We start from the raw sequence: 16,567 nt of genomic DNA on the forward strand, positions 1-16,567 counted from the left end.
GCCCGGTACGGCGGAGGCGGGCCCGGCCGCCCCCGGCCGCCCGGACACCGGCCGGCCGTGGAAGAACCGCCGCCGCCGGAACACCGGGTGGTCGCGGCGCAGCCAGATCATCCCCTGGGTGAACTCCAGCAGCCGCGCCTGCGGCCCGTCGTCCTGCGGCCAGTGCACCCAGGTGAGCTCGTTGTCCTGGCAGTAGGCGTTGTTGTTGCCCAGCTGGGTGCGGCCGAGCTCGTCGCCGTGCGAGAGCATCGGCACGCCCTGGGAGAGCATCAGGGTGGCGATGAGGTTGCGCTGCTGGCGCGCCCGCAGCTCCTCGACGGCCGGGTCGGCGGAGGGGCCCTCGACGCCGCAGTTCCAGGAGCGGTTGAAGGACTCGCCGTCCCGGTTCTCCTCGCCGTTGGCCTGGTTGTGCTTCTCGTTGTACGAGACCAGGTCGCGCAGGGTGAAACCGTCGTGGCAGGTCACGAAGTTGATCGAGGCGATCGGCCGGCGGCCGTCGTCCTGGTAGAGGTCGGAGGAGCCGGTGAGCCGGGAGCCGAACTCGGCGAGGGCGGCGGTCTCGCCGCGCCACAGGTCCCGCACGGTGTCCCGGTACATGCCGTTCCACTCCGTCCACAGCGGTGGGAAGTTGCCCACCTGGTAGCCGCCCTCGCCGAGGTCCCAGGGCTCGGCGATCAGCTTGGCCTGGGAGACCACCGGGTCCTGCTGGACCAGGTCGAAGAAGGAGGAGAGCCGGTCCACCTCGTGGAACTGCCGGGCGAGGGTGGCGGCGAGGTCGAAGCGGAAGCCGTCGACGTGCATCTCGGTGACCCAGTAGCGCAGCGAGTCCATGATCAGCTGGAGCACGTGCGGGCTGCGCATCAGCAGGCTGTTGCCGGTGCCGGTGGTGTCCTCGTAGAAGCGCTGGTCCCGGGCGAGGCGGTAGTAGGAGACGTTGTCCAGGCCGCGCAGCGACAGTGTCGGCCCCAGGTGGTTGCCCTCGGCGGTGTGGTTGTAGACGACGTCCAGGATCACCTCGATCCCGGCCGCGTGCAGCGCCTTGACCATGGACTTGAACTCCTGCACCTGCTGGCCGCGGTCGCCGGTGGAGGAGTAGGAGGAGTGCGGGGCGAAGAAGCCGACGGTGTTGTAGCCCCAGTAGTTGGCCAGGCCCAGGTCCCGCAGCCGGTGGTCGCGGACGAACTGGTGCACCGGCATCAGCTCGATCGCGGTGACGCCGAGCTTGGCCAGGTGCTCGATCACCGCCGGGTGGGCCAGGCCCGCGTACGTCCCGCGGATCTCCTCGGGGATGCCGGGGTGCAGCCGGGTGAGGCCCTTGACGTGGGCCTCGTAGATGACGGTGCGGTGGTAGTCGGTGCGCGGCGGGCGGTCGGTGCCCCAGTCGAAGTACGGGTTGATGACCACCGAGTGCATGGTGTGCGGGGCGGAGTCGAGGTCGTTGCGGCGCTCGGGGGCGCCGAAGTGGTAGCCGTAGACCGACTCGTCCCAGTCGATGTGGCCGCTCATCGCCTTGGCGTACGGGTCCAGGAGCAGCTTGGCGCTGTTGTGCCGCTGGCCCAGGCCCGGGTTGTACGGGCCGTGCACGCGGAAGCCGTAGCGCTGGCCGGGCTGGATGCCCGGGAGGTAGGCGTGCCGGACGAAGGCGTCCGTCTCGCGCAGCTCGACGGCCGTCTCGGAGCCGTCCTCGGCGATCAGGCACAGCTCGATCCGGTCGGCGCTCTCGGAGAACACCGCGAAGTTGACGCCGGCCCCGTCGTAGGTGGCGCCGAGCGGGTAGGGAGTACCGGGCCAGACCTGCATGACTCCTCAACTTCCTTGCTGCCGACGGAAACTGACGTGTAGTCCGATGAATGGCCCGGCCGTCCGCCCGGACCCGGACGCTCTCTTCCCGGCCGGACGGCCGGGCATGTGCGCAAGCGTGCGCCGTGACGCACGGCACAGTCGCCGTGACGCGCGGCACAGCGCATACTCCCCGAGCCCTCCCCCGGCGTCCGGGAGATCCGGCCCGGGTTGGGCCGAACGAGCGCCCGTCGGGCATTCGTGTGAAGAGTGCTCCCGGTGGTGCGGGAGAGCCCCCGGGCATCCGGCTGCGGGCGGCTCGCGACGGGCAGTACCCTTGATCGTCCGGCCGCCTGGGCCGACTCCCGACAGCCCGTCAACGGTCCCCGCGCCCGCGGGGGTCGGTGCGGCGACCAGATGAGGTGGCGCATGGTGTTCCCCGCCGGCGGCCGCGGCACCGGGCCCGACGGGCCCGGCCGGGGCGCGGCCCGCAGCGAGGCGCCCACGGTGGTCATGCGCCCCACCCTGACCGGCCGGGCCCTGGTGCCCGCCCAGAGCGGCCCCGTCGAGATACCCGCCCTGGCCTGGTCGGCCGCCGAGTGGGAGGACGCCTACCAGCGGGTCCGGCTGTCCGGCCGCGCCTACGTCTGGCTCAACCTGGTCGAGCAGCGGCTGCGCGCCCTCGTCGACGAGGTGCTGCACCCGATCTACGCCCCCGCCCACGGCGAGGACTGGGTCACCGCCGCCGCCGGCCCGGCCGGCGAGGAGTGGGCGCACCGGGCCGGCGCCGTGCGCGAGGTCAGCCGCCGCAAGGGCTACCTGCTCGACCCCGCCGACGACGACCCGCTGGTCTTCCTCACCCTGCCCCAGCTGCGCGAACTGATGGTGCAGCACTGGCCCTGCTTCGAGCCGTACCTCGCCGACCGGCGCGAGATCGAACTGGCGCTGGACGAACTGGAGGTGGCCCGGCACGTCGTCTCCCGCAACCGGGTGCTCACCCAGACCGTGCTGGCCCAGACCGAACGCGCCGCCGCCCGGCTGCTGGCCGTGCTGGACGGCGGCGCCGGCGGGGTGCCCGCCGACGTCGTCGAGTCCCTGGTGGCCGGCCGGTACGCGGACGTCGTCGCCGTCCACGCCGACCGGGTCCGGCTCCAGCGCGACCTGCCCGTCGAGGACCTGCTGGACGGCGCCCGGCGCCTGGACGCGCTCGGCATCGGCCTCGGCATGCTCTGCCAGAACTACACCGGCAAGCGCCTGGTGCGGCTGGCCGGCGAAGGCTGCCGGGTCCGGCTGCTCTTCCTCAACCCGGCGAGCAGCGCCGTACGCCGCCGCGAACGCGAACTCGGCCTCGGCCGCAGCGAGTTGTCCCGCTCCATCGAGATGAACATCATGCACGTACGGCGGGTCCGGGCCCGGCTGCGGGACCAGGGCGGCTTCGAGATCCGGGTCTTCGACGAGACCCCGCGCTTCACCGCCTACCTGGTCGAGGGCCCCCGCACGCCCGGCCAGGCCGGCGGCCGCCGCCAGGGCCGCGACCTCGGCGTCATCCAGCCCTACCTGCGCCGCGCCCGCGGCATGGAGTCCCCGGCCCTGGTGCTGCGCGGCGGCGCCGGCCAGCAGCCCGGCGGCACCGAGCCCGGACTGCTGGAGGTCTACCGCGAGGAGTTCGAGGGCATCTGGGCCGACTCCCGGTCCGTCTCCTAGGGCAGTTGGTCGGGGCGGCGGCGCGGCTGCCAGACTGCGGGCCGTGAACAGCGACCCCGCCTGGAGCCTGCGCCCCGCCACCCCCGACGACCTCGAACCCGTCACGGACCTCAAGGCCCGGGTCATGCGCGCCGACCTGGAACGCCTCGGCCGCTGGGACCCGGCCCGCTCCCGCGAGCGGGTGCGGGCGTCCTTCTCGACCAGGTACACCTCCGTACTCCTGGTCGACCGGGCCTTCGCCGGCTGCGTCACCGTCCGCCCCGACGAGCGGGGCGGACGCCACCTGGAGCTCTTCTACCTGGCCCCGCACCTCCAGGGCCGGGGCCTGGGCACCGCCGTCCTGTGCCACCTCCTCGCCGAGGCCGACGCCGCCGGAGAACCGTTTCGCCTCGTCGTCCTCCGCGGCAGCGCCGCCCAGCGGCTGTACGAACGCCACGGCTTCACCGTCGTCCACGAGGACCCGGTCGACGTCCACCTGCACCGCCCCGTCGGCGGGACCGGAGTCCGCGAAGCCGAAGCCCGCGCCGAAGTCCACGTCGGGGCACGACGGCTGACGGCGTAACTGGCGGCGTAGCTGACGGCATAACTGGCGGCATAACGATTCCCCCAAACGCCCTGGTCAGGGCCGTGACCCCCGTGGTAGGTGTAGCCCCCGTGAAGATCACGGGGGAGAGCGGGGCCGTACTGCGCCTCGACGACGTACACCGCACCTACGGAACCGGGCCGGAGGCCGTACGGGCACTCAGAGGGGTGGACGTCGAGTTCGCCCGCGGCGGGTTCACCGCCGTCATGGGCCCCTCCGGCTCCGGCAAGAGCACCCTGCTGCAGTGCTGCGCCGGCCTCGACCGGCCCGACAGCGGCCGGGTCACCCTGGACGGGACCGACCTCTCCGGCCTGGGCGAGACCGAACTGACGGTGCTGCGCCGCGAACGGATCGGCTTCGTCTTCCAGGCCTTCAACCTGGTCGGCTCGCTCACCGCCGAACAGAACGTCGGCCTGCCGCTGCGACTGGCCGGCCGCCGACCCGACCCCGCGCAGGTGCGCCGGGCCCTCGCCCAGGTCGGCCTCGGCGAGCGCACCGGACACCTGCCCTCCCAGCTCTCCGGCGGCCAGCAGCAGCGCGTCGCCATCGCCCGTGCCCTGATCACCCGGCCCCGGATGCTGTTCGCCGACGAGCCGACCGGCGCCCTCGACTCCGCCAGCAGCCGGGACGTCCTCGCCCTGCTGCGCGACCTCGTCGACCGCGAGGGCCAGAGCACCGTCATGGTCACCCACGACCCCGTCGCCGCCGGCTACGCCGACCGCGTCCTCTTCCTCGCCGACGGCCGGATCGTCGACGACCTGTCCCGCCCCACCGCCCAGCAGGTCGCCGAGCGGATGACCGCCCTGGAGACGGCGGCATGACCTCACCGCTCACCCTGCTGCCCGTCGCCGCCGCGAGCCTGCGCCGCCGCAAGGCCGCCTTCGCCGGCTCCTACGTCGCCCTCACCCTCGGCGTCCTGCTCGTCGCCACCACCGGCAGCCTGCTGAACGAGACCGCCGGCGACGACTCCCCGCTCGGCGCGCCCTCCCTGCACAAGGTGCTCCAGTTCACCGCCGCGATGGCCGCCTTCGTCGCGGTCTTCGTCGTCGCCGGAACCTTCGCCTTCGCCGTCGCCCAGCGCCGCCAGGAGATCGCGATGCTGCGCGCCGTCGGCGCCACACCGCGGCAGATCGTCCAGCTGATCACCGGCGAGGCCGCCGTCGTCGCCCTCGCCGCCGCCGTCAGCGGCTGCCTGCTCTCGCTGCCCGGCGCCCCCGCCCTCGCCGCCTGGCTGGCCGCCCGCGGCGCCGCCCCCGACGGGTTCACCGCCCGCCCCGCCGCCGGGCCGATGCTGCTCGCCGCCGCCGTCGGCCTGCTCGTCGCCCTGCTCGGCGCCGTCACCGCCGCCCTGCGGGCCGGCCGGGTGCGCGCCGTCGAGGCGCTCGGCGACGCCGCCGCCGACCGCCGGGTCATGACCCCGCTGCGCTGGACCGGCGCGCTGCTCGGCCTGACCGCCCTGGCCGCCACCGTCGGCTACTACCTGGCCGCGCCCACCCTGCCCGCCGCCCTCGGGGACCAGCCCGCCGACCCGCAACTCGCCTCCCAGTGGGTCCTCGGCGCCGACCTGCTCGCCATCACCGCGCTCGCCCTGTTCGCACCGGCCGTCGTACCGCCGCTGCTGCGGCTGCTCAGCGCCCCGCTCACCCGGGCCGTCGCCGCCGCCCCGCTGCTCGCCCGGCAGAACGCCCTCACCGCCGTGCGCCGCACCGTCTCCACCGCCACCCCGGCCTTCCTCACCATCGCGCTCACCGGCACCGTGATCGGCTCCACCGCCGCCTTCGCCGACGCCATGACCGCCCAGAACCGGGCCACCACCGCCGCCCGGTACGTGCTGCGCCCCGCCGCCGCCCCGCTGCCCGCCGACGCCGCCCACCGGCTCACCGCCGCCCGGCCCGACCTGCACGCCACCGCCACCACCGCCACCGTGGTCACCGGCCTCGGCGCCGCCACCGCCGACTTCGACGACCACGGCGAGGACTCGCCCGCGAGCGCGCCCTCCGCCGCCACCGTCGTCGACGGCGACCTCGCCACCGCCTGGACCCTGCCCGCCGTCGACGGCAGCGCCGCCGACCTGCACGGCGCCACCCTCGCCGCCTCCACCGACCAGGCCCGCGGCCACGGCTGGAAGCTCGGCGACCAGGTCAACCTGCGCCTCGCCGACGGCACCGTCACCAGCCTGCGGCTCGCCCTGGTCTACCGCACCCAGCTCGGCCTGGACGAGGTCCTGCTCAGCGGCGAGGCCGCCGCCGGCCACCTCGCCGACGCCCGCCCCGCCGCCGTCCACCTCGACGCCGAACCGGCCGACCGGCTCGGCGGCACCCTCACCGACGCCCGCGACCCAGGACCCGACCCCGGCGCCCACTACGCCTGGATCGCCACCACCACGATCCTCGGGCCCGCCCTGCTCTACGCGCTGATCGCCATCGTCAACACCATGGTGATGAGCACCGCCGACCGCCGCCGCGACTTCGCCGTCCTGCGGCTGGCCGGGACGGTGCGCCGCCAGGTGACGTGGATGGTCGCCCTGGAGGCCGCCCTGGTCGTCGCCACCGCCGCCCTGCTCGCCCTCGCCGTCACCGCGCTCACCCAGTACGGCACCACCGCGCTGCTCAACCACCGCGTCCTGGCCGGCCAGGCCGCCGTCCCCCTCCGCCTGCCCTGGACCCCGCTCGCCGCGAGCACCCTCCTGTGCCTGCTGCTCGCCGTCGCCTCCAGCGTCCTCCCCACCCGCCTCGCCCTCCCCACCCGGCCCCCGGCCCGGTAGCGCGTGCCTCCCGTCACGCCCGGCCGGGTCGGGCGTGACGGGTTGTCAGTACGTCCACGGGTTCAGCACGGTCGCACCGGTCCGCGCCAGGTGCTTGACGTTGCGGCTGACGAGCGTCCAGCCGTTCGCGATGGCCGTGGCCGCGATCAGCGCGTCGGGCGGATCGATGGTGGCCCCGAGGCTCTTGAGTCGACGGTGAACGGAGAGGTATGCGGCGGCCTCCCGCTCTCCGATGACGGCGATCCGCCCCTCGTACTCCGCCCGGAGGCCGTCGAGGACCCGTCCGAGAGCGGCCTGACGCACCGGGTCGGAGACGGCTCTGACGCCTGCCTCGATCTCCGCGACGGTGATGACGCTGAGGGAGTGCTCGGTGGCCGGGACGGACCGGGCCCGTGCGATGACGGCGGGGGCCGGCTTCGGCCGCGTGGTGATTTCGGCGACCACGTTCGTGTCCAGCAGATAGGTCACTCGGGGTCCCCCTCGCCGTCGTAGGAGCGCGCCCCGAACTCCAGCCCGTCGAAGGGCGTCGTCAGGAGGAAGTCCAGGAAGCCGTCGGTGCCCAGCGTCGCCCAGCGGTGCAGCATCGCGGGAAGCGCGTCGATGTCGGTGTCGGCGAGCTCGGCGTCGAAGTGTTCGACCTGGTCCTCGGGCAGTGACCCGCGGATCTCTCTGATGGTCCGCAGCGGATGGGGCTCGTCGTGCCGGTGAGGGGGCACGGGCAGGTTCGGGGCGGTACTCATGGTCGGCTCCTTCGTGCGGGTCCGAGGGACAGCGTAGGGCGACCGGGTCCATGATCGGGCTCCCCGCGGGACGGGTTGTCGGTGGGGCGGGTGATGATAGGGGCTGTTTCGAGAGGCAGGACGGAAGGACACACCTGATGAGCTGGTGGCAGCAGCCACTGGTCGGCTTCGACCTGGAGACCACGGGCACCGACCCGGCCGTGGACCGCATCGTCACGGCCGCGCTCGTGGACACCGTCGGGGCCGCCCGGGTGGACGCCGCGCACTGGCTGATCGACCCGGGGGTGCCGATACCCGCCGAGGCGGAGGCGATCCACGGGATCGGTGACGAGGTGGCGCGGAGCAAGGGCAGGCCGGCGAAGGAGGCGGTGGAGGAGATAGCCGCCGCGCTGTGCGAGCGGATCGCCGCCGGGCGGCCGGTCGTGGCGTTCAACGCGCCGTTCGACCTGTCGCTGCTCGACGCCGAGCTGCGCCGGCACGGGCTGGCGACGCTCGCCGAGCGCCTGGGGCGGCCGGTCGGGCCGGTGCTGGACGCGCTGGTGATCGACCGGGCCGTGGACAAGTACCGCAAGGGCTCGCGCACCCTGCAACGGGTCTGCGAGCTGTACGGGGTGGAGCTGACGGACGCCCACGAGGCGGGCAGCGACGCGCTGGCCGCCGTCCGGGTCGCCGTCGCGCTGGCCGGGCGCTACCCGGCCGAGGTGGGGGCGGTGCCGCTCGCGGAGCTGCACCGCCGGCAGATCGACTGGTACCGGCAGTGGGCCGAGGGCCTCCAGGCCTGGCTGCGCCGCGGCAAGGACCCGCAGGCGGTGGTCGACCCGCGCTGGCCCGCCCGGTGAGGCCCGCCGGCCGCGTCCCCGACCTCACGGGACGGAACACCTAGGCCCGCGGTCGGACACCCTCCGGCGGGGGCACGATGGCGGCCTCGGCGGTGTCCGGCGCGAGCGGGTCGTAGCGGACGGTCATGAGCTGTCCGACCCTCGGCGCGAGGTAGGCCTGGATGCGGATCGCGCAGACCAGGCTGCGCTGGACGCCGTCGGGGGTCGTGTAGCCGACGGTGAGCCGGAACTGGGGCTGGGCGTAGCCGCTGGGCTCGCCGGGCTGGACGGCGGTGACGGTGCCGGCGGTGCTCACCCCGTGGGCGGCGAGCCGGTCGGCGACCGTCCGGGCGGCGCGGTACGCGCGGTGCTGCGCGCGGAGCCGGGACTCGGAGTGGACGACCAGCGGCAGGGTGAGCGCCGCCAGGATCACGAGGGCGGGCAGGGCGGGCCGGTACGGTCCGCCGGGGCCGAAGGCCGCGCCGAGCGGCCCGAGCAGCAGGGCGAGGAAGAGCACGCCGCCGGGGGGAAGCCGGTTCGGGGCCCCGGCTCCGGGGGAGCGGCCGACCCGGCCCGCCGCCAGCATGCCGGTCAGCCAGCAGAACAGGGCGCCGGCCCAGTACGCCTGGGTGGCGGCCGAGCCGAGGCAGAGCTGCTGGGTGCAGGTCTCCGGCTCCCGGTAGGCGACCACCCCGGCCGCGAACAGCCGGCCGGCCACCGCGCACAGCGCCAGCAGGAGCAGTGCCGCGACCGCCCGGCCGAAGCCCAGGCGCGGTTCCAGGTACGGGAGTTGCTTGCTCGACGGGGGACCGGCAGTCATGCCCGGAGGCTAGTGCGACGGCCGGGGCGGGCGGTACGCGCGCCCGCCGTCCGGTCGGTGAACGAGGGGGAAACTCCGCGGCGGCGGGCCCCGACGGCCCTACGCGGCAGGGAAGTCGAAGGTGTAGCCCTGGGCGACCAGCCAGGGCAGCAGCTGCTTGAGCGCGGCCACGGTCTGGCCGCGGTCGCCGCCCCCGTCGTGCATCAGGACCACGCCGCCGGGCTTGAGCTGCTTCTGCACGGCCGAGACGATCGCCGGCGTCCCCGGGCGGGCCCAGTCGCGCGGGTCGACGGACCAGCCGAGCGAGGACATCCCGAGGCTCGCGGTGATGTGCTCGTTGTCGGCGTTGAAGCCGCCGCCCGGGGCGCGGAACCAGCCGACCTCGGTGCCGGGGCCGCCCGCCTGGAGGATCATGTTCCGGGCGGCGGTGATCTCGTACGCGGCCTTGTCATGGGGGAGCTTGGCGAAGGGCTGCGGGTGGTGGACGCTGTGGTCGCAGAGCCGGTGCCCGGCGGCCAGGATCCGCTTGACCATGGCGGGGTTGGCGGCGGCGTTCTGGCCGATCTGGCAGAAGGTGGCCTTGGCGTGGTACTGGGCCAGCAGGTCGAGGATCTGGCCGGTGGCGGGGCCGGGGCCGTCGTCGAAGGTGAGCGCGACGGTGCGGCCGCCGGAGGCGGTGGAGCCGATCACGGTGCCCGCCCCGGTGTGCGGGGGCGGCGCGGCGGGCGAGGACGGGTCGGCGGCTGGTGCGGTCGGGGTGGCCGGCGGGGTGGGCGTGGCGGAGAGGGGGGTGCCGGTGGCCGCGGGCGGGTGCGGCTTCGCCGGCGCCGACGGGGAGGAGGGGGAGGCGGCCGGGGAGCCCGCGCCCGGCGGTACGGCGTCGGAGCCGGGGGTCGGCGTGAGGGCGGTCGCCGCCGTCCCGCTCGGCCGGGCGTCGGCCGGGGACGGCGTCCCGGAGGTCGCCGCCGCGCTCGGCGGCTGGAGCGCCCCGCTGGCGGTCCCGCACGCGGCCAGCCCCAGGGCGGCGGCCACCGCGGCACAGCCCGTGAGCAGCCGGCGCCGGGATCGGGACAGTCGGTTCGGGGCGGAGGGGCGGCGGGCGGTCCGGTGCATGGCGGCGGCTCCTGAGGTGCGAGTACGGTGCCGATCTCTCGGGTCAGGATGACTGTCCGATAGGACGCCGATCGTACGTGCACCGGTTGCCGACCGGACCGAACCGCCGTAAGAGTCTTCTCACACTCGCCCCGGTGGCGGCCCCGCGCCGCCGCGGGTACCGGAGGCGCCCGTCAGAACGGGTACCAGCGCACCTCGGTGGCCCCGTCCCGCAGCGAGTCGACCCGGCGCCGGAACTCCTTCAGCGCGGCCGGGTTGCTGGCCGCCTGCTGCGCCACCCAGGAGGCGCTGGCCGTCTCCCGGGCGCCGCGCAGCACCGTGAAGCCCGGCCACTCGCGCACGTCCCAGCCGTACGCCTCGGTGAACGCGCGGTACTCCTCGGCGGGCACGCCGTACCGGTCCTGGCTGAGCGCGAGGACCACCAGGTCGTGCTCGCGCAGGTCGTTCGCCATGAACTCCAGGTCGAGCAGCACCGGCCCGTCCGGGCCGACGTGGATGTTGCGCGGCAGCGCGTCGCCGTGGATCACCCCGGGGTGCAGCCGCGGGACGAGGTCGGGCAGGGCGGCCTCGAAGGCGTCGCGGCGGTGGCGCAGGAAGGCGACGTCCGCCGGGTCGACGTGGCCCTCGGCGGAGGCCAGCCAGCGCTCGACCGGGGCCAGCAGGTCGCGCCGGCCGAGGGTGAAGGGCGGCGGCGGCAGCTGGTGCAGGGCGCGCAGCAGCGGGGCGAGGTCGACCGGGCGGGCGGGCCGGACGGCGGGCGCGAGCCGGTGCCAGAAGGTGACGGGGTGGCCGTCGGCCAGCTGCGGCTCGGGCGCCACCGCGTCGTACGGGCGGACCACCGGCACGTCCTGGCCGGCCAGCCAGTGGGCGAGCGCCAGCTCCCGGTGCGCCCGGTCGTACAGCTCGGGACCGCGGCCGACCTTGGCGACCACGGCCGGGTCGCCGAGGTCGAAGACGGCGTTCTCGCCGAGCGCGAGCAGTGTGGCCCCGTCGGGGGCGGCCAGCCCGGCCGACTCGCAGGCCTGGGCGAGGAGCAGCCGGGCGCGGCCCTCGTCGAAGGGGATCATGACTGGGGTTCCCATTCCGCCGACGTTCATCCGGGGGACCCCGGACGGTGATCATCATGACGCACGGACGCCGGGCCCCGCGCGCTGCGGGGCCCGGCACCGGACGCGTCGGGCGGGTGGGACAAGCCGGACGGGTCGGACAGGTCGAACGGGTCGGGGAGGCCGGGGAGGCTCAGACCCCGGCCCGGCGGTGGCGGGCCCCCTCCGCCGGCCCGGCCGACTGGGTGGGCAGGCCCCGGTCGGCGCCGGCCGGCGGGACGGGCTCGCCGTGCGAGAGGTCCGGCAGCCAGTTCAGCCAGCGCGGCAGGTACCAGTTGCGGTCGCCCAGCAGGGTCATCACCGAGGGCAGCAGCACCCCGCGGATCACCGTGGCGTCGATCAGCACCGCGACCGCGAGGCCGACGCCCATCTGCTTCATCACCTGCATGGACAGCGAGCCGAAGACCGAGAACACCGCCACCATGATCACCGCGGCGCTGGTGACCACCCCGGCCGTGGAGCGGATGCCGTCGGCGATCGCGGCCCGGGTCGGCAGGCCGCGGTCGTGGCCCTCCTTGATCCGGGAGACCACGAACACGTGGTAGTCCATCGAGAGCCCGAAGAGGATCACGAAGAGGAACAGCGGCACCCAGGACTCCACCGCGCCGACCCCGGCGGTGCCCAGCAGCGAGGCGCCCACGCCGTGCTGGAAGACCAGCGTCAGCACCCCGTACGCGGCGCCGACCGAGAGCAGGTTGAGCACCACGGCGGTGGCCGCGACGACCGGGGAGCGGAAGGTGGTGAGCATCAGCAGGAAGGCGAGGGCGACCACGAAGCCGAAGACCAGCGGCATCGAGTCGCCCATCTTCCGGTTGAAGTCGTACGACCCGGCGGTGTCGCCGGTGACCGGCGCCTCGGTGCCGGGCACCGTGAGGACGGTGGCGGGCACCAGCTCCTCGCGCAGGGCCCTCAGGGCGTCGTTGCTGGTGGCGTCGTTGCCGGTGCCGTTGAGCGGGATGTCGACGGTGGCGACGTTCCTGTCGGCGTGCACCGTGACCTCCACCGGTCCGTGCATCCGCCCGCTCGCCAGGGCCTTCGCCTTGAGGTCGGCGATCGCGGCGGTCATCGCGGGGGAGTCGATGTCGACGGCCTTGATCACGACGGTGGCGGGGGCGGGGCTGCCGGGGAAGGCGGCCTCGATCTTCTGCGAGGCGGCGACCAGGGCGTTGCCCGCGGGCAGCTGCTGCTGGAAGGTCAGCTTGGCGGTGTGCATGGTGAGCAGCGGCGCGGCCAGGGCCAGCAGGAAGGCGCCGGCGAGCAGGGTGGCGGCCAGCGGGCGGCGCAGCACCGGGGTCAGCACCGCGTTCCAGAAGCGTCCGCCGGTCCGTGCGGCGTCCGGGCGGCGCAGCTTGGCGAGGAACGGCACCCGGCCCTTCTCGACCCGGTCGCCGAGCATCGACAGCAGCGCCGGCAGCACGGTGAGCGAGCCGAGCACGGCGGTGATCACGACCAGGATGGTGGCGAAGGCCATCGCCTTGAAGGTGGCGATCCCGGTGAGGAACATCCCGGCCATGGCGACCACCACGGTGACGCCGGAGACCAGCACCGCCCGGCCGCTGGTGGCGGCGGCCACGGCCAGCGCGGTGGCGGCGTCGCGCCCGGCGGCCCGCTCCTCGCGTTCGCGGCGCAGGTAGAAGAGGCAGTAGTCGACGCCGACGGCGAGGCCGACCAGCAGCATCACCGAGGAGGCGTCGCCGCTGGTGTGCAGGAAGCCGCTGCCGAGCGCGACCAGTCCGGCGGCCGCGACGAAGGCGGTGAGCGCGAGCACCACCGGCAGCACGGCGGCGACCAGCGCGCCGAAGGCGACCAGCAGGATGCCGAGGGCGAGCGGCACGGCCGTCCACTCGGCGCGGGCGAAGTCGTTCCCGACCTGGTCCCGCATCCACTTGCCGGAGCTGGCGTCGCCGAGCTGGACGACGGTGAGGTCCGGGTGCTGCCTCTGCACGCCGGCCACCGCGTCCAGCACCGGCTGGACCTGGTCCGCGGCCTCGGTGCGGTCGCCCTTGAGGGTCAGTGTCACGAGCGCGGAGTGGCCGTCGGCGGAGACCGCTTTGGTGTCGTACGGCGAGCGGACCTCGGCGGCCCGGCCGGTGCCGTTCACGGCGGCGACCACCTGGCCGACGGCGGTGCGGAACTCCGGGTCGTCGGCGGTGCGGGTGGCGCTCTGGACCAGGACGGTCTCGCCGGCCGGGCTCTTCAGCCCGGCCTCGTCGAGGATCCGCGCGGCCCGGGAGACCTGCCCGGGGACCGACTCGGCGTCGGTGATCTTGACGCTGCCGTGGGCGGAGCCGAGCGCGGCGGCCAGGACGACGAAGAGCAGCCAGCCGAACACGGCGGTCTTGCGGTGCCGGGCGCTCCAGGCGCCCATCGCGGCCGCCAGGCCGAGTCTGGACTTCACGGGCTTCACGGTGGTTTCCCCCCTGGGAGAGCGGCGGTCGTCGCCGGACGGGAGCGGCGGGGCCCTGGGTCGGGGGACCGCCGCTCTGGGGTGCGCCGGCTGCGCTCCGGCGTCCCGATCGACAGTAGGGAAGCCGGTCCTGACGGGTAATCCGGCTGGCGGGTGGCCGTTTCCTGGTGCTTCCTTCGGGGCCCGGGTGGGGTTTTCCCTACCCTCCGACCCCGAGATCTCCTCCTGGGGGGTAGGGGATGCTCCTCCACCCTGAGGGGGAGATGACTCCACCCGGAGCACGAGGTCAGGAGGGGTGCGTCCGGGAGAGACTGGGCCGGGGCCGCTTCGGGCGGCCCGACGGGGGTTGAAGCACACGGGGGCTCCTTGCCGGGCGGCAAGCAAGTACTCGTAGGATGATGCCCCAAACCTACTTACCTGCCGACCGGCAAGGGAGTGCCCTCGGCACTCCCCGCGCCGGTCCTGCCGTCGCCCAGCGTCCCGTCCCCCAAGGGCTGCGGTGAACCATGCCCAGGAGGCACACGAGCATGTTCCACCGACTAGGACAATTCGTCGTACGCCGCCCCTGGTGGGTGATCGGCGCATGGCTGATCGCCGCGGTCGCGATCGTCGCGACCGCCCCGCCGCTGAAGGCGAACACCGACGAGGCCGCCTTCCTGCCCAAGCACTACGAGTCCATCCAGGCCGCCGAGCTCCAGCAGAAGGCCTTCCCGTCCAACATCTCGCCCTCCGCGCTGCTGCTCTTCGAGCGCACCGACGGCGGCAAGCTGGACGAGGGCGACGCGGCGACCATGGCCAAGGTCACCCAGGGGCTGGCCGACAAGAAGATCCCGCTGGTCGAGCTGGTCGTCCCGGTCTCTCCGGCGTCCTACTCCCAGGACCACAAGTACGCGATGTCGATGGTCTCCATCGACAAGACCAAGATGCAGTCGGACGAGTTCACCGACGCCGCGAAGAAGCTCCGCGACGAGGGCACCGCGCTCGCCTCCGGCAGCACCCTGAAGTTCCAGGTCGGCGGCCCGGCCGCGATGAACCTGGACCAGAAGGACGCCGGCAAGACGGCCGGCATGCTGATCGGCCTCGGCACGGTCGTGATCATCCTGCTCACGCTCGGGATCATCTTCCGCAGCCCGATCATCGCGCTGCTGCCGATCCTCTCGGTGATCATCTACTCGATGGTCGCCAACGGCCTGATCGCGGACGCCAGCAAGCTGTTCGGGCTCAAGGCCGACAACTCGATGGAACAGATCCTCACCGTCGTGCTCTACGGCGTCGGTACCGACTACTTCCTGTTCCTGATGTTCCGCTACCGCGAGCGGCTGCGGGCCGGTGACGACCGCAAGCAGGCCGTCGCCAACGCGGTCGGCCGGGTCGGCGAGGCGATCGCCTCCGCCGCCGGTGCCGTCGTGGTCGCCTTCGCCGTGCTCGTCCTGTCCAGCCTCGGCATGTTCAAGGCGCTCGGCCCGTCGCTGGCCATCGCGGTGGCCGTCACGGCGATCGCCTCGGTCACCCTGGTGCCCGCGATCCTCTGCCTGATCCCCGAGAAGGTCCTGTTCTGGCCCTCCAAGGCCTGGCAGCGCGAGCCGTCCAACGCCCGCTTCGCCGCGATGGGCCGCAGCGTCGGCCGCCGCCCGGGCGCCGCCGCCCTGCTCTCCGGCCTGGTGATGGCCGGCCTCGCGGTCGCCGCGCTCGGCTACCAGGGCACCTTCGACATGGCCGGCAGCTCGATGCCGAAGACCAAGGAGTCGATGGTCGTCCAGGACACCATGATCAAGGCCTACTCGGCCGGTGCCGCTGACCCCGCGCACATCTACCTGACCAGCCAGAACGGCAACAAGATCGACGTCGCCGGCCTCAAGGGCTACGTGGCGGACCTGGGCAAGGTCGACGGCGTCTCCAGCGCGGCCCTGCCGGACCCGGAGCACGGGGTCAGCAAGGACGGGCTCACCGCCGACATCACCGTCGTCCTCAAGGACGAGGCGGCCAGCAACAAGGCCATCGACACCATCGGCGAGGTCCGCAAGGTCGCCCACGACCACGCGCCCGCCGGCACCAAGGCCTACGTCGCCGGCACCACCTCCGTGTACAAGGACATCAACACGGCGATGGCCCACGACTACAGCCTGGTCTTCCCGATAGCCGCCGTCCTGATCATGGTGATCCTCGGACTGCTGCTGCGCAGCGTGGTCGCCCCCTGGTACCTGATGGCCTCGGTCGGCCTCGGCTTCGGCGCCACCCTCGGCGCCACCACCCTGCTGTTCCAGAACATCAAGGGCGAGCAGGGCCTGATGTTCATGCTGCCGATCCTGATCTACCTGTTCGTGGTCGCGCTCGGCACCGACTACAACATCCTGATGATCGCCCGACTGCGCGAGGAGGCCCAGGAGGGCCGCAGCCCCCGCGAGGCGGCGAGCCAGGCGATCCGGCACGCCGGCCCGACGGTGGCCGCCGCCGGGTTCATCCTGGCCGCGACCTTCGCCACCATGCTGCTGGCCGGCAACACGATGATGAGCGAGATGGGCTTCTCGATCGCCATCGGCATCCTCATCGCGGCCTTCGTGATGGCGATGTTCTTCACCCCGGCGCTCACCGCGCTGCTCGGCCACCGCGCCTGGTGGCCCGGCCACGCGGACGCCCCGGGCCACGGCCACGGCCACGGTCACGGCGAAGGCCCGGCCCCGGTGGCCGGCGCCCACGGGATGCCGGAGCCGGCCGGCCGGCGCTGAGCCGACC

13 protein-coding genes are annotated in these 16,567 nt (G+C 74.1%); 6 read left to right on the forward strand and 7 right to left on the reverse strand.

Annotated features, from left to right (window positions below; all coding sequences use genetic code 11):
- A partial coding sequence (glgX, locus tag ACFU7Z_RS19510; RefSeq protein ID WP_380778474.1) for a glycogen debranching protein GlgX occupies nt 1-1,800 on the reverse strand: 1,800 nt, incomplete at its 3' end.
- A gap of 408 nt (nt 1,801-2,208) precedes the next feature.
- On the opposite strand from glgX, the gene ACFU7Z_RS19515 reads away from it, so the two are divergent.
- The 4 genes from ACFU7Z_RS19515 to ACFU7Z_RS19530 all read left to right on the forward strand — a co-directional run bounded on the left by ACFU7Z_RS19515 (nt 2,209) and on the right by ACFU7Z_RS19530 (nt 6,830).
- Nucleotides 2,209-3,483 carry an SAV2148 family HEPN domain-containing protein gene (locus ACFU7Z_RS19515; RefSeq protein ID WP_063780326.1) on the forward strand — a complete coding sequence of 425 codons (1,275 nt, stop codon included), beginning with the start codon at nt 2,209-2,211 and terminating at the stop codon, nt 3,481-3,483.
- Nucleotides 3,484-3,526: 43 nt separating this feature from the next.
- Nucleotides 3,527-4,045, forward strand: coding sequence for a GNAT family N-acetyltransferase (locus tag ACFU7Z_RS19520; protein WP_241852724.1), 519 nt, complete (start codon nt 3,527-3,529; stop codon nt 4,043-4,045).
- 98 nt (nt 4,046-4,143) lie between these two features.
- Complete coding sequence (locus ACFU7Z_RS19525; RefSeq protein ID WP_380778486.1) at nt 4,144-4,887, forward strand: ABC transporter ATP-binding protein; 744 nt, start codon at nt 4,144-4,146, stop codon at nt 4,885-4,887.
- Complete coding sequence (locus ACFU7Z_RS19530; RefSeq protein WP_380778478.1) at nt 4,884-6,830, forward strand: FtsX-like permease family protein; 1,947 nt, start codon at nt 4,884-4,886, stop codon at nt 6,828-6,830. Before ACFU7Z_RS19525 ends, ACFU7Z_RS19530 begins: the two co-directional genes overlap by 4 nt.
- 45 nt (nt 6,831-6,875) lie before the next feature.
- Here the strand turns inward: ACFU7Z_RS19530 and ACFU7Z_RS19535 are convergent, their stop codons facing one another.
- Both ACFU7Z_RS19535 and ACFU7Z_RS19540 read right to left on the reverse strand, forming a co-directional pair.
- Entirely contained in the window at nt 6,876-7,298 is a 423-nt protein-coding gene (locus tag ACFU7Z_RS19535) for a type II toxin-antitoxin system VapC family toxin (protein ID WP_380778480.1), read from the reverse strand.
- On the reverse strand, nt 7,295-7,570 hold the full coding sequence (locus tag ACFU7Z_RS19540; RefSeq protein ID WP_049659491.1) for a hypothetical protein: 276 nt from the start codon (nt 7,568-7,570) through the stop codon (nt 7,295-7,297). Before ACFU7Z_RS19540 ends, ACFU7Z_RS19535 begins: the two co-directional genes overlap by 4 nt.
- Nucleotides 7,571-7,707: 137 nt before the next feature.
- Here ACFU7Z_RS19540 and ACFU7Z_RS19545 point away from each other — a divergent pair, with 137 nt between their 5' ends.
- Nucleotides 7,708-8,409, forward strand: coding sequence for an exonuclease domain-containing protein (locus tag ACFU7Z_RS19545; protein WP_049659490.1), 702 nt, complete (start codon nt 7,708-7,710; stop codon nt 8,407-8,409).
- Between the two features lie 40 nt (nt 8,410-8,449).
- Here the strand turns inward: ACFU7Z_RS19545 and ACFU7Z_RS19550 are convergent, their stop codons facing one another.
- The 4 genes from ACFU7Z_RS19550 to ACFU7Z_RS19565 all read right to left on the reverse strand — a co-directional run bounded on the left by ACFU7Z_RS19550 (nt 8,450) and on the right by ACFU7Z_RS19565 (nt 13,795).
- On the reverse strand, nt 8,450-9,208 hold the full coding sequence (locus ACFU7Z_RS19550) for a DUF3592 domain-containing protein (protein WP_074000998.1): 759 nt from the start codon (nt 9,206-9,208) through the stop codon (nt 8,450-8,452).
- A 99-nt stretch (nt 9,209-9,307) separates the two neighbouring features.
- The gene (locus ACFU7Z_RS19555) at nt 9,308-10,321 is read right to left on the reverse strand and encodes a polysaccharide deacetylase family protein (protein ID WP_380778483.1); all 1,014 of its coding nucleotides are present in this window, start codon (nt 10,319-10,321) and stop codon (nt 9,308-9,310) included.
- Between the two features lie 173 nt (nt 10,322-10,494).
- Nucleotides 10,495-11,403: a phosphotransferase enzyme family protein gene (locus ACFU7Z_RS19560; RefSeq protein WP_234348599.1), complete on the reverse strand. Its 909-nt coding sequence runs from the start codon at nt 11,401-11,403 to the stop codon at nt 10,495-10,497.
- Between the two features lie 157 nt (nt 11,404-11,560).
- Nucleotides 11,561-13,795 (reverse strand): MMPL family transporter, encoded by a 2,235-nt coding sequence (locus ACFU7Z_RS19565; RefSeq protein WP_380778488.1) that lies wholly within the window; start codon nt 13,793-13,795, stop codon nt 11,561-11,563.
- A gap of 566 nt (nt 13,796-14,361) precedes the next feature.
- On the opposite strand from ACFU7Z_RS19565, the gene ACFU7Z_RS19570 reads away from it, so the two are divergent.
- Nucleotides 14,362-16,560 carry an MMPL family transporter gene (locus ACFU7Z_RS19570; protein WP_380738717.1) on the forward strand — a complete coding sequence of 733 codons (2,199 nt, stop codon included), beginning with the start codon at nt 14,362-14,364 and terminating at the stop codon, nt 16,558-16,560.
- Nucleotides 16,561-16,567 lie beyond the last annotated feature (7 nt).

This window comes from Kitasatospora sp. NPDC057518 (assembly GCF_042802075.1).
GTDB lineage: Bacteria > Actinomycetota > Actinomycetes > Streptomycetales > Streptomycetaceae > Kitasatospora.

Excerpts from the sequence above, each read along its gene's own strand:
- ACFU7Z_RS19560 (WP_234348599.1), bottom strand. The coding sequence starts at position 11,403 with ATGGGAACCCCAGTCATGATCCCCTTCGACGAGGGCCGCGCCCGGCTG.
- ACFU7Z_RS19515 (WP_063780326.1), top strand. The coding sequence starts at position 2,209 with ATGGTGTTCCCCGCCGGCGGCCGCGGCACCGGGCCCGACGGGCCCGGC.
- ACFU7Z_RS19570 (WP_380738717.1), top strand. The coding sequence starts at position 14,362 with ATGTTCCACCGACTAGGACAATTCGTCGTACGCCGCCCCTGGTGGGTG.
- ACFU7Z_RS19530 (WP_380778478.1), top strand. The coding sequence starts at position 4,884 with ATGACCTCACCGCTCACCCTGCTGCCCGTCGCCGCCGCGAGCCTGCGC.
- ACFU7Z_RS19540 (WP_049659491.1), bottom strand. The coding sequence starts at position 7,570 with ATGAGTACCGCCCCGAACCTGCCCGTGCCCCCTCACCGGCACGACGAG.
- ACFU7Z_RS19555 (WP_380778483.1), bottom strand. The coding sequence starts at position 10,321 with ATGCACCGGACCGCCCGCCGCCCCTCCGCCCCGAACCGACTGTCCCGA.
- ACFU7Z_RS19545 (WP_049659490.1), top strand. The coding sequence starts at position 7,708 with ATGAGCTGGTGGCAGCAGCCACTGGTCGGCTTCGACCTGGAGACCACG.
- ACFU7Z_RS19550 (WP_074000998.1), bottom strand. The coding sequence starts at position 9,208 with ATGACTGCCGGTCCCCCGTCGAGCAAGCAACTCCCGTACCTGGAACCG.
- ACFU7Z_RS19565 (WP_380778488.1), bottom strand. The coding sequence starts at position 13,795 with ATGGGCGCCTGGAGCGCCCGGCACCGCAAGACCGCCGTGTTCGGCTGG.